The sequence below is a fragment of the Vibrio sp. genome, from assembly GCF_047973365.1.
Lineage (GTDB): Bacteria > Pseudomonadota > Gammaproteobacteria > Enterobacterales > Vibrionaceae > Vibrio.
Window position 1 is genome coordinate 74869 of the sequence record NZ_JBKEBW010000015.1, and the last position, 12491, is coordinate 87359.

Sequence of the window (12491 nt, forward strand, 5' to 3'; positions counted from 1 at the left end):
AAACAGGACAAATTTATGGCTACGATTAAAGATGTTGCTCGCCTTGCTGGCGTTTCAACCACAACCGTATCACACGTAATTAATAAAACTCGCTTTGTTGCTGAAGCAACTCAAGAGAAAGTTCTCGAAGCGGTAAAAGAGCTGAATTATGCGCCTAGTGCCGTAGCACGCAGCTTGAAATGCAACACTACGCGCACTATCGGTATGTTGGTAACGCAATCAACCAACTTGTTCTTCTCAGAGGTCATCGACGGCGTAGAAAGCTACTGTTACCGTCAGGGATACACGTTGATCCTATGTAACACCGGTGGTATTTACGAGAAACAAAGAGACTACATCCGCATGCTGGCAGAAAAGCGTGTTGATGGCATTCTGGTGATGTGTTCTGACTTAACCCAAGAACTATCAGAAATGCTGGAAAGTCATGCTGACATTCCGAAAGTTATTATGGACTGGGGCCCTGAAGCATCAACAGCAGATAAGATTATTGATAATTCTGAACTCGGTGGTTACCTAGCAACCAAGTACCTCATTGATAAAGGGCACAAAGATATCGCTTGTTTAAGTGGCCACCTCCACAAACTGGCATGCCAAGAACGTATTGCTGGTTTCCGCCGAGCAATGACAGAAGCAAATTTGACCGTAAACGACAACTGGATTCTCGAAGGCAACTTTGAATGTGATACTGCGGTACTTGCAGCGGATAAAATTATCGCCATGGATAAAATGCCAACGGCAGTATTTTGTTTCAATGACACAATGGCTCTAGGCTTGATGTCCCGCCTGCAACAGAAAGGTGTTCGCGTACCTGATGATATGTCAGTGATCGGCTATGACAATATTGAACTAGCAGAGTACTTCTCTCCGCCATTAACCACTATCCACCAACCTAAACGCCGTGTGGGTAAAAACGCATTCGAAATTTTGCTTGAGCGTATCAAAGATAAAGAGCACGAACGCCGTGTCTTTGAAATGCATCCTGAAATTGTCGAACGCGATACCGTCAAAGACCTCACGAAATAACTCTAGCATCAGCAAAGCCCTAGTTTCTCTGGGGCTCTCACACCAAAAACATAATGTTCAAAGCGCAAAGCTAACACCCATTATTTGAACCGACATCACATTTACACCACTTAACTGTGATGCTTATTCAAAGTTTTGATTATTATTTTCGAAGTAATGTCACGCACAGGGCAAACCATTTGAAAGGATGGGACGCAAAGCCTCCGGCCTAAACCAATAATGTTAATTCATCGTGGTAGGTAGCGGGGTTGCCGATGGCAAAAAGGCACACATTGAACTGACCATTGATTGACATATTCAATGTGTTCTTTTGCTATTCTCTCGGACCTGAATTTGGTGGCGTATTATTAATACACCGAGATTAACAGCATGGATAAACCAGTACTAAAAGATTCAATGCGACTTTTTGAACAACTAGGAAGCGTAAAATCGCGTTCTATGTTCGGAGGGTTTGGCATTTTCATCGATGACGCGATGTTTGCTTTGGTCGTTAATAACCGACTGCATATTCGTGCGGATGATCACTCCTCAAAAAATTTCAAGCAGCAAGGATACGAACCATACGTTTATAAAAAACGTGGTTTCCCTGTTGTGACTAAATACTTTGCTTTACCTGAAAATGTTTGGGAAACCCCAGAACTCATTATGGCAAAAGCAAAACAAGCTTTGGAAGTTGCAAAACAAGAACGTGAGACGCAAGCAAAAGCTAAGCCTGACCGTTTGAAAGATCTGCCAAATATGCGTTTAGCCACTGAACGTATGCTTAAGAAAGCTGGCATTGAATCGGTTGACATGCTGCAACAGAAAGGCGCTGTAGCGGCATACCAAGCGGTGCAAGAGTCACATACTACGGCTGTAGGTATTGAACTTTTGTGGGCTTTAGAAGGCGCAATTGAAGGTAAGCATTGGTCGGTAATTCCTCAAACACGTCGTGATGAGTTGATACGTAAACTGTAGCGTTAACATTCTAACGAACAAAAGAGCACTCTTTATACCGAGTGCTTTTTTGTACCTAATAAACGCCTAAGTGAAAGACTTTAAGCTTTAATCGTTAACTGCTTGTGGATAAAATCAAGGGACACTCGGTTAAACACTTCTGGTTGTTCAATATTGCAGACATGACCGCAGTTAGGAATTTCCCATAGCTCGCTTTTCTCATGCAATGCCACCATATCTTTAACGGGTTGGATAAACATGTAATCACGTTCCCCCATTAAATATAGAGTTGGAATCGGTAACTCTTTATCACGAAAACAACGCATCATTGGATTGATTTCAGCCGTCAAAGTAAACCAGCGTTTGAACTCTTTCTGGCATAGCTTCTTCGCTTCTCTCACAAACAAGTTCCGCGATTGCTTTTGGCTTCTCTGAGGCATAACGATGTAAGCAAACAGACGATAGAGCCACATATACGGCAAAAAATTTTTGCTCATGTGACCTAAATTTACCAAAATTTGTGAGCGCACATTTAATCGGGTGATGGCTCCGCCCAACACCATAGAGCTCACCCGTTCGGTTGCCAGTTCCGCAAGATTACGTACTATGATGGTTCCAAGTGACATTCCAACGAAATGGGCAGGTTGAATTTTTAAGTGATCGAGCACTTTCAATACATCTAACGTTACCGACTTAAACGTATATTTATTGCTGATCAAATCTTTGATGAGTTGTGGCGATTTACCATGTCCGCGTAAATCGACAAACAACAAATTGAAATGCTGCTTATAGGCTTTGATTTGCTTAAACCAAATGGATGAACTGCCTCCTGCACCATGAACAAATACCACCCACTCCTGACTGGTTGGATGATGGTAAGTTTTATGAAAAAGCATGCTTTGAGGCATTGATACCACTTAATTGTTTGTAAAATAGAAGCGCAGAGGTTAACACAGACTCTGCTTTCAAGGGGATTCTTTCAAGGGGATTAGAGTTGTTAAAAAAAGCCACTCTACCTCGAACAGATCAAAAACAGAGCACTAAGACTCTGTTTTTATTGACCGGCGTAACTAATCAAAAATCGCGTAGTGGTACATTTTTACATACTCGAGTGCAGATTCTCGCCAACTGAAGTCACATCTCATCGCTCTTTGTTGAACGTCTAACAACAAATCTGGATGTTGCAGATAAAACAATAACGCGCGTTGCATAGTGATCAGCAGAGCCTCTGGTGATGGCTCCTGAAAACCGAATCCGGTGGCTTCACTTGGATATTTATCGTAGTCCAACACCGTATCTTTGAGCCCACCGACTTCACGCACAATCGGCAAGGTTCCATAAGCCATACTGTAGATTTGATTCAAGCCACAAGCTTCGAATTCAGATGGCATCAAGAAGAAATCTGAGCCAGCTTCAACCAAATGAGCAAAGCGGTTGCTGTACGCCTCAACAAATGCAAATTGCGTTGGGTGTGCGCTTGCTATTTTATGCAATTGTGCCGCAACATCTGGTTCTCCTGTACCAACGATAATTAGTTGTACATCGTTACGCAGAAACTTCTCCAAAATAGGTAGAATATAATGAAAACCTTTTTGATGAGTAAGCCGACATACCATGCCAAATAGTGGAACAGCACGTTGTGGTAGTTGTAGCTCTTCTTGCAGTACCTTCTTGCTGGCAGACTTGCCCTTCTGCAACGATTTCGCCTCGTCAGAATAGGGTTCTGGCAAATAGGTATCTGTTCTTGGGTTCCATTCACTGTAATCACACCCGTTCACTATGCCATGCAGATCACGGGCACGACGCACGAAGTCGTCAACCAAACCGTGTGAACCGAGAGGTGTGAGTAGTTCAGACGCATAATTCGGGCTCACCGCATTGACTTTGTCGGCAAAGGCAATACCAGCTCTAAGCATACTGATATGATCGTGACCATACTCTAAGAACTCCATTCCCGACAAATTCAGTTCAGGAATGACTTCTAACTGATGATGAGAAAATATACCTTTAAACATCGCGTTGTGAATGGTGATAACACTTTTCACGCCAGCGAAGTAAGGATCGTGTCTAAAACGAGTTTTTAGCAGGAAAGGGACTAACCCTGTATGCCAATCGTTAGCATGAATAATATCAGGTTTAATTCCCAACTTTGGTAATACGTCTAAACAGGCTGCTGAGAAAAAGCCAAAACGCTCTCCGTTGTCTGGATAGGCTTGGTTGTGCTCCGCATACAACTCTGGGCGGTCAAAATACGTATCACAATCAATCAGGTAAACAGGTACCCCATCAAGCTCTCTTTGGCGGACTTGATAATGAATATGTGGCCAATGGGTAAGCTCGGTTTCGAGAACCACTGGCGCTGAGTCTTTTTCTGGTACACTGCGATAGCCAGGTAACACCATCGCGACTTGGTGTCCTAGTTCCAGCAAGGCTTTGGGCAGAGCCTTGGCCACATCAGCCAAGCCTCCACTTTTTACTAATCCTTGAGCTTCTGAAACGGTAAACCACACATTGAGTTGTTCCTTTCTAGAATCCAACTTTTGTTCCTTTTGCTATGACAACAATTCCGTCGTCAGACACGTGGAATCGTTGTCGGTCTAATTCTAAATCTTCACCAATCACAGTGCCGGCAGCAATTTCCACGTCTTTATCAATAATAGTACGTTTGATAGTACAGCCCGCACCGATTTTCACATCGCCTAAAATAACCGATTCACTCACCAAAGAGCCAACAGCGATATTACTTCTGAAGCCCAATACCGATTTGTAAATCGTTGATCCTTGGATATAGCTGCCACCCGAGACTAAGCTATCTGTCACTTTAACCCTATTATCACCTGAGTCAACAAATGTCGCAGGTGGTAACGGCGGGTAATAAGTATGTAATGGCCAACTACGGTTATAAAGAGAAAACGGCGGGTTTTTTTGTAACAAATCCATATGTGCTGCCCAATAAGCATCAATGGTACCCACATCGCGCCAATAGGCCGTACCTAATTCACCTTTGATTTTATTTTCTGAAAAATCATAAACATAGACACCACCTGCTGGGAACATTTTCGGAATAATGTCTTTGCCAAAGTCATGGCTTGATTCGGTGTTCTCTGCATCTTCTCTTAACTCTTTACATAGTACTTGAGAATTAAAGATATAGTTCCCCATAGAGGCCAGAGACCACTCAGGTTCTCCTGGAATGGGCTTAGGATTGGCTGGTTTTTCTTCAAAGCCAATCATTTTACCGGTTTCATCCACTTCAATCACACCAAACTGTGAAGCTTCTGCTCTTGGTACGCGGATAGCAGACACTGTCAGTTGTGCTTCATTGCGGTTATGAAAGTCGAGCATCTGACGAATATCCATTTTGTAGATATGATCTGAACCAAAAATACACACATTGTCCGCGCCAGAAAGCTCAACAAAGCGTATGTTCTGGTAAATGGCATCCGCTGTGCCTTCATACCAACGTTTTCCATCTCTCATCTGAGCGGAAATCGTATCAATAAAGCTGCCGGTAATACCGGGTAAATTCCAACCCTTCTTCATATGTAGATACAAAGATTGCGATTTAAACTGAGTCAGCACATAAATCCGGGTCAAATCGGCATTAATAAAATTATTTAAAGCAAAATCAATCAGCCGATAGCTACCACCAAATGGTACTGCAGGCTTACTTCTGGACTCGGTGAGAGGTCTTAAACGTGAACCTTCTCCACCGGCTAAAATCATGCCTAATGCGCCAGCCATAGTTAAATCTCCATTATTATATTATTGACAGACCCCTTATAACGTTGGGGGAAAGTACAGGGCTGTCATGTTTATGAAATTACGCAACAGTTGCAGTAACGATTAAGTGAACATTAGCTAATTACTAACGACTTTATATATAGGAAAAATGACAAACGATTATCCGATTTGGACCACAAATCGAAGTTTATGATCCATCGCACATATCAATATAAATCATTCAATAAATAGTATTCACCAGTCAGATAATAGGTAACTTGACGCATAATTTTTTAAAATAGCAAACGCTGTCTCAAAAATTGAACAACATTAATAATGGACTTGGTATTGGTGTCAAAAAAAAGACCTGAAGATAACAAAAAAGCAACTCTTGCGAGCTGCTTTTTTGTTGAGTGATAAAGATTGCGCGATTTTATTTACGTTTATCGGTTACGTCCCATTTACCATCGATATACAGCGCTGTCCAACCTGATGGTTTACCATCATTTTCGGTACGAACGTAATGCTCTTTGCTCTTACGACTGAAGCGAACGACGGCGGGACGACCATCAGGGTCTTTGGCTGGTGCTGTTGCTAAATAGTGGAACTTCTCTGGAAGACGTTCTTGATACTTAGCCAACTCTTCAACTAAAGGCGCGCGAGTTTCACGCGATTTAGGGAAGTTACTTGCCGCAAAGAACAGACCAGAAGCACCATCACGTAACACAAAATACGCATCTGAGTTTTCACACGGTAGTTCAGGGAAATGTACTGGTTCTTCTTTTGGTGGCGCGACTTCACCATTACGAAGGATCTTACGAGTGTTTTTACACTCCTCGTTGGTACAACCCATGTACTTACCAAAACGACCATTTTTAAGCACCATGTCTGAGCCACACTTATCGCACTCAACCACAGGACCATCGTAACCTTTAACTTTGAACTCACCTTCTTCGACAATGTAACCATCACAGTTGGGGTTATTACCACAAACATGTAGCTTACGTTTGTCATCAATTAAGTAGGCATCCATCGCTGTTTCACAAATTGGGCAACGTTTCTTCGCACGAAGAGCCGCAGTTTCTACATCTTCTTCGAGGACATTGATAATGCCTTCTTCGTCACCAAGGTTGATCGTTGTCTTACAACGCTCTTTTGGTGGCAATGCATAACCGGAACAGCCGAGGAATACACCTGTAGATGCAGTACGAATGCCCATTGGACGTGAGCAGGTAGGACAAAGAATACTGGTTTCGACGATATGATTTGGTTTCATACCACCGTGATCTTCATCTTGCTCTGCATTTTCCAAATCGGTACTGAAGTCATTAAAGAAGCTATCAAGCACTTCTTTCCAGCCCGTTTCACCAACAGCAATTTGGTCGAGTTTCTCTTCCATACGGGCGGTGAAATCATAGTTCATCAGGTCATCAAAGCTTTCATCTAAACGGTCAGTGACGATTTCACCCATTTTCTCCGCATAGAAACGACGTTGGTCAACTTTCACATAGCCACGATCTTGAATGGTTGAGATGATAGAAGCGTAAGTCGATGGACGCCCAATACCACGTTTTTCAAGTTCTTTAACCAGTGCAGCTTCGGTATAGCGAGCTGGCGGCTTAGTAAATTGCTGTCTCGGATCCAGTTTCTCAAGTGCAAGCTTATCGCCCACTTTCACTGTTGGCAGAATCTGGTCTTCATTTTTACCCAGAGGACGCTGAACACGAGTCCAACCATCAAATTTTAGAATACGACCTTTGGCTTTCAACGTGTACTCAGCCGCTTTCACACTGACTGTGGTTGAGTCGTATTGTGCATCCGTCATCTGACAAGCAACAAACTGGTTCCAAATCAGTGCATACAGCTTGTGCGCGTCCGACTCCATACCTTCCAGATCTTCAGCTTTCACATCGACGCTTGAAGGACGAATAGCTTCGTGCGCTTCCTGAGCACCTTCTTTGCTGCCATAAATTTTTGCCTTAGCAGGTAAGTAATTAGCACCAAATTCTGAATCAATATAAGCACGAACCGCGTCCACTGCTTCTGTACTCAAGTTGGTTGAGTCAGTACGCATATAAGTGATGTAACCCGCTTCATAGAGACGCTGAGCCAACATCATGGTCTTTTTAACACCGTAACCTAAGCGTGTGCTTGCTGCTTGTTGCAGAGTCGATGTAATGAATGGTGCACTTGCCTTACTGCTGGTTGGACGATCTTCACGCTTACAGACTTCGTAAACCGCTTTTTGCAGCGTCGCCACAGACGCCATAGCATCGGTTTCGTTGATTGGTCTGAAAGCTACACCGTCTTTCTGCGCAACTTCAAGACGGAACGCTTCTTTAGCTGGCGTTGTTGTATCCGCGTGAATATCCCAAAACTCTTCAGGAACGAATGCTTTAATCGCACGCTCACGCTCTACCAACAACTTTACAGCTACTGACTGTACGCGGCCTGCAGATAAGCCACGAGCCACTTTCTTCCACAACAGTGGAGAAACCATAAAGCCCACAACACGGTCCATAAAACGGCGTGCTTGCTGCGCGTTCACACCATCCATGTTCAAGTCTCCCGGTTTTTGGAAAGCCTGCTGGATCGCGTTCTTGGTAATTTCATTAAACACTACACGTTTGTATCGCTGTTCATCGCCACCGATGATCTCACGAAGGTGCCAAGCGATAGCCTCTCCTTCGCGGTCCAAGTCGGTTGCGAGATAGACGTGGTCTGCATCTTTCGCGAGTTTTTGTAGTTCAGCGACGACTTTTTCTTTACCTGGCAGAATTTGGTAATTTGCTTCCCAACCATGATAAGGGTCGATACCCATTTTTTTGATTAGGGCGCTACGCTCTTTCTCTTTTTTAAGACGAACTTTTTCTTCTACGCTGATATTTTTTGCTACCGCAGTCGCTTTTTTTGCAGCGGTTGTTGCAGTGCTTTGACCTGCAGTTGGTAGATCGCGGACATGACCGACACTAGACTTAACAATGAAGTCTTTACCAAGGTATTTATTAATTGTTTTCGCCTTGGCTGGTGATTCCACTATAACGAGTGATTTACCCATAATTTGACTCAAATGCCCTTAATCACTATTAAAACGCTCATTCGAACGGCGTTCTATATGCTTGCTTCTTTTTTTACTATCGAGCCGAACAACAAGAAGATCAACTTGTTTTTTTAAAATCCTTTTTATTTGCTCGACAAATCGACGAATTGTGCGTCTATGTTCAAAAACTCGCACATACTAGAATGGCTTGTTGTTCGACGCGACTATAAACGAATTAAATATGGAGCAAATCACAAAAAGTGCAATTTCGCAAATCCAACCATTTCTGTTTTCGATCATGGAATTGGCGGTATGTCACGTTAGACTGCCAGATAAATAATCTGTCATACGCAGAGTTGACAACTAGCGACTATTCGCCATTTAATGCCGTTCAACAACGCAGTTGTAGATTTCGCTTTATGAGGTAACACATTAATGAATGACAAAAAAACCGTCAGTGAGTTCGAACTTTTGCTTATCGCAAACCAGTTAATCCAAGATCATGATCAGTATTTCGAAGGATTAAGAGCAGACAGTGTTGAAGAAAAAGATGATGTACTGGTGTTCAAAGGCAACTACTTTCTAGACGAAAAAGGTCTGCCAACAGAAAAGACGACCGTCGTATTTAATATGTTCAAATACCTAGCCCATCAGCTTTCTAAACAGTTCAGCGTCGAAAAGTAATAGAAGCCTCCTTAGAGGCTTCTATTTCAAGGAGTTTAATGACTCAAACTTGCAAACTTATCGAAGTAATCAGGGAAAGTTTTCGAGGTACATTTTGGGTCATTAATCGTCACTGAAGTGTCACTCAAAGCAACGAGCGAGAAACACATCGCCATACGATGATCATCATAGGTGTCAATCGCAGCATGCGTTAACTTAGCTGGTGGCGTAATGATGATGTAATCTTCACCCTCCTCCACTTCAGCGCCGACCTTACGTAATTCTGTTGCCATTGCTGACAGACGATCGGTCTCTTTGACACGCCAGTTGTATACGTTGCGAATCGCTGTAGTACCTTTAGCAAATAAAGCAGTTGTAGCAATGGTCATCGCTGCATCTGGAATATGATTGAAGTCTAGGTCAACGGCATTTAGTTCTCTATGGCGGGAGATAACGTAATCGTCGCCCCACTCAATTTCTGCGCCCATTTTTTCCAGAGCGTCAGCAAACTGAATATCCCCTTGAATACTATTTTTTCCAATACCGGTCACTTTAATCTCACCGCCTTTAATTGCTGCAGCAGCAAGGAAATAAGACGCAGAGGAGGCATCGCCCTCAACCAAAAAGTTACCCGGTGATACGTAGCTTTGGCCCGCGCGAACAACAAATTCTTGGTAATCATGGTTTTCAACCTGAACGCCAAATTGCGCCATGATATGCAGGGTGATGTCGATGTATGGTTTAGAAACCAGTTCACCAATTATTCTGATGGTAATGTCACCTTTCGCAAGCGGTGCTGACATAAGCAACGCTGTTAAAAACTGACTTGAAATTGAACCATCAATTTCAACGGTGCCAGCGTCTAAACCAGTGCCTTTAATTCGCAGTGGCGGAAAGTTTTCATTTTCTAAATATGTAATGTCCGCACCCGCCTGACGCAGTGCATCCACTAGATGCCCTATTGGGCGCTCCTTCATCCGAGGCTCACCGGTCAATACAAATTCACCTGAACCTAAACACAATGCCGCCGCTAGTGGGCGCATCGCTGTACCGGCATTGCCCAAAAACAGTTCTTGAGCATGATCTGCGGCAAACGGCTTACCCAGACCTTCCACTTCGCACACTGTTTTATCGTCAGATAATTGATACCGAACACCCAGTTTAGTCAGTGCATTCAACATATGACGAATATCGTCACTGTCGAGCAGATTAGTAAGCCGCGTAGTCCCTTTGGCTAAAGCCGCCAACAATAAGGCGCGGTTTGATACACTTTTCGAACCTGGGAGATTCACTTCTCCACTGATTTTTTGAATCGGTTGTAACGTAAGGCTTTCCATTAATGCTGTGTTTCCTTGCACCGCTCTCAGATCTCTATTTATTTGCAGCGATGTAAAATTCTTGGTACTGGCAGACTAACCAAATTCATCAATGAAAACTAGCCTAAATCTTTCGTCATTGGCAAACAACAGGAAAATCCCTATGATCCATAATCACTTTAAGTTATCTCTGCCAAATAATACTGAGGTTTCAATGACGATTTACCTCCCGGAGCTAGCGCCTAATGATTTTCGCTTCCCCTCCCCTTACCAAGCATTAGAAGATCCAAACGGTCTGCTTGCTTTTGGCGGAGATCTCAATCCAAAACGCATTTATAACGCCTACAAAAATGGTATTTTTCCTTGGTATGCTTCAGGTGAACCCATTCTGTGGTGGAGCCCTTCGCCACGAGCCGTGTTTAATCCTAAGACGTACAAACCCGCAAAAAGTGTGAAAAAATTTCAACGCAAGCAACAATATGCAGTTAGCATCAATCATGCGACACAACAAGTCATTGAACTATGCGCAGCGACTCGCTCCGCTGAGCAAACGTGGATTCACGCTGAAATGCAGGAAGCCTATGGAGAGCTCGCTAAACAAGGTAAATGTCACTCAGTTGAAGTATGGCAAAATGCACAACTTGTAGGGGGATTGTACGGTATTGAGATGGGACAAATTTTTTGCGGTGAATCGATGTTCAGCCTTCAAACCAATGCGTCTAAAATTGCTTTATGGTACTTCTGCCAACACTTCGCAAAAAGCGGAGGACAGCTCGTTGATTGCCAAGTAATGAACCCACATCTCGCTTCGTTAGGCGCATTTGAATTGCCGCGTGACGAGTTCATCAATTCGTTGCTATCTTTTAGAGATGCTCAAGTGAGTAAAGTGTGTTTCGAACGCCAGTGGCTCAGCATTACTGATAATCCTGAGTCTGTCGAGGAGTGAAGCGTGAGTTCTGATATACAGCAAATTAGAATTGGCCTAACCAACAACCATCCATGCAGCTATCTTAAAGATCGCATGGAACGTGTGGCAGTAGCGCTAGATAGCAGCATGCAGTCTGATGAAAATTACGAGATTCTTCTTGCGAACGGTTTTCGCCGAAGTGGCGATACCATCTATAAACCTCATTGTGACACTTGTAGTGCCTGCCATGCATTACGTGTTTCGGTCGCAGGTTTCACACCAAGCAAAAGTCAGAAGCGGCTGATCAACAAAATCAAACAGCATCTGACTTGGGAATTGAAGCCTAGACTGGATGAAAATTGGTTTTCACTCTACGCCAAATACATCAAAGCACGTCATAGCGATGGAACCATGTATCCACCAAAAAAGGACGAGTTTGATAAATTTGCTCATTCCCAGTGGCTTAATACCCAGTTTCTTCATATTTATGAGGATAAGCGTCTCATAGCTGTCGCTGTTACGGATATTTTGCCTAATAGCGCCAGTGCGTTTTATACCTTTTTTGACCCGGCTTCACCGCTCTCTATCGGTACGGTTGCGATTCTGATCCAATTGGAATACTGCAAAAGTAACCATAAACAATGGCTTTATTTGGGCTATCAAATCGATGAATGCCCTGCCATGAACTATAAAGTACACTTCCAACGCCATCAAAGGCTAGTAAATCAGCGTTGGCAAGGGTAGAATACGCCCCAACTTTACTTATTTAACAATTAACGGTTAGCTATACCGTTGATTTGCGCCACATTTCTAAAGAGGATTAAATGGCTAAAGAAGACGTAATTGAGATGCAAGGTACAGTCCTTGATACTCTTCCAAACAC

Annotated in this window: 10 protein-coding genes and 1 riboswitch; of the genes, 5 read left to right on the forward strand and 5 right to left on the reverse strand. The window is 43.3% G+C overall.

The window, feature by feature from the left end:
* Positions 1-15: 15 nt before the first annotated feature.
* On the forward strand, positions 16-1023 hold the full coding sequence (gene purR / locus ACK5MF_RS02450; RefSeq protein WP_416919025.1) for an HTH-type transcriptional repressor PurR: 1008 nt from the start codon (positions 16-18) through the stop codon (positions 1021-1023).
* A 159-nt stretch (positions 1024-1182) separates the two neighbouring features.
* Positions 1183-1279, forward strand: a riboswitch (cyclic di-GMP riboswitch).
* A gap of 113 nt (positions 1280-1392) precedes the next feature.
* Positions 1393-1980 (forward strand): TfoX/Sxy family DNA transformation protein, encoded by a 588-nt coding sequence (locus ACK5MF_RS02455; protein WP_416919027.1) that lies wholly within the window; start codon positions 1393-1395, stop codon positions 1978-1980.
* Positions 1981-2060: 80 nt separating this feature from the next.
* Here the strand turns inward: ACK5MF_RS02455 and ACK5MF_RS02460 are convergent, their stop codons facing one another.
* The 4 genes from ACK5MF_RS02460 to topA all read right to left on the reverse strand — a co-directional run bounded on the left by ACK5MF_RS02460 (position 2061) and on the right by topA (position 8740).
* Positions 2061-2867 (reverse strand): alpha/beta fold hydrolase, encoded by an 807-nt coding sequence (locus ACK5MF_RS02460; protein ID WP_416919029.1) that lies wholly within the window; start codon positions 2865-2867, stop codon positions 2061-2063.
* Positions 2868-3029: 162 nt separating this feature from the next.
* Positions 3030-4496, reverse strand: coding sequence for a glycogen synthase GlgA (gene glgA, locus ACK5MF_RS02465; RefSeq protein ID WP_416919031.1), 1467 nt, complete (start codon positions 4494-4496; stop codon positions 3030-3032).
* Positions 4486-5703, reverse strand: a complete 1218-nt coding sequence (gene glgC, locus ACK5MF_RS02470; protein ID WP_416919033.1) for a glucose-1-phosphate adenylyltransferase — start codon at positions 5701-5703, stop codon at positions 4486-4488. The genes glgA and glgC overlap by 11 nt, the downstream gene beginning before the upstream one ends.
* Positions 5704-6115: 412 nt before the next feature.
* Positions 6116-8740: a type I DNA topoisomerase gene (gene topA, locus ACK5MF_RS02475; protein WP_416919035.1), complete on the reverse strand. Its 2625-nt coding sequence runs from the start codon at positions 8738-8740 to the stop codon at positions 6116-6118.
* Between the two features lie 417 nt (positions 8741-9157).
* Here topA and ACK5MF_RS02480 point away from each other — a divergent pair, with 417 nt between their 5' ends.
* The gene (locus tag ACK5MF_RS02480; RefSeq protein ID WP_416919037.1) at positions 9158-9406 is read left to right on the forward strand and encodes a DUF2498 family protein; all 249 of its coding nucleotides are present in this window, start codon (positions 9158-9160) and stop codon (positions 9404-9406) included.
* 35 nt (positions 9407-9441) lie between these two features.
* On the opposite strand, the gene aroA is transcribed toward ACK5MF_RS02480, so the two are convergent.
* Complete coding sequence (gene aroA / locus ACK5MF_RS02485) at positions 9442-10722, reverse strand: 3-phosphoshikimate 1-carboxyvinyltransferase (protein WP_416919039.1); 1281 nt, start codon at positions 10720-10722, stop codon at positions 9442-9444.
* A 193-nt stretch (positions 10723-10915) separates the two neighbouring features.
* Between aroA and aat the strand changes: the two genes are divergently transcribed.
* Together aat and ACK5MF_RS02495 are read left to right on the forward strand one after the other, a co-directional pair.
* The gene (gene aat, locus ACK5MF_RS02490) at positions 10916-11647 is read left to right on the forward strand and encodes a leucyl/phenylalanyl-tRNA--protein transferase (protein ID WP_416919041.1); all 732 of its coding nucleotides are present in this window, start codon (positions 10916-10918) and stop codon (positions 11645-11647) included.
* Between the two features lie 3 nt (positions 11648-11650).
* Positions 11651-12352, forward strand: a complete 702-nt coding sequence (locus ACK5MF_RS02495) for an arginyltransferase (RefSeq protein WP_416919043.1) — start codon at positions 11651-11653, stop codon at positions 12350-12352.
* Positions 12353-12491 lie beyond the last annotated feature (139 nt).

What these genes read in the sequence shown, in the direction of transcription:
- purR (WP_416919025.1), top strand. Translation starts at nt 16, where the DNA reads ATGGCTACGATTAAAGATGTTGCTCGCCTTGCTGGCGTTTCAACCACA.
- ACK5MF_RS02455 (WP_416919027.1), top strand. Translation starts at nt 1,393, where the DNA reads ATGGATAAACCAGTACTAAAAGATTCAATGCGACTTTTTGAACAACTA.
- ACK5MF_RS02460 (WP_416919029.1), bottom strand. Translation starts at nt 2,867, where the DNA reads ATGCCTCAAAGCATGCTTTTTCATAAAACTTACCATCATCCAACCAGT.
- glgC (WP_416919033.1), bottom strand. Translation starts at nt 5,703, where the DNA reads ATGGCTGGCGCATTAGGCATGATTTTAGCCGGTGGAGAAGGTTCACGT.
- topA (WP_416919035.1), bottom strand. Translation starts at nt 8,740, where the DNA reads ATGGGTAAATCACTCGTTATAGTGGAATCACCAGCCAAGGCGAAAACA.
- ACK5MF_RS02480 (WP_416919037.1), top strand. Translation starts at nt 9,158, where the DNA reads ATGAATGACAAAAAAACCGTCAGTGAGTTCGAACTTTTGCTTATCGCA.
- aroA (WP_416919039.1), bottom strand. Translation starts at nt 10,722, where the DNA reads ATGGAAAGCCTTACGTTACAACCGATTCAAAAAATCAGTGGAGAAGTG.
- aat (WP_416919041.1), top strand. Translation starts at nt 10,916, where the DNA reads ATGACGATTTACCTCCCGGAGCTAGCGCCTAATGATTTTCGCTTCCCC.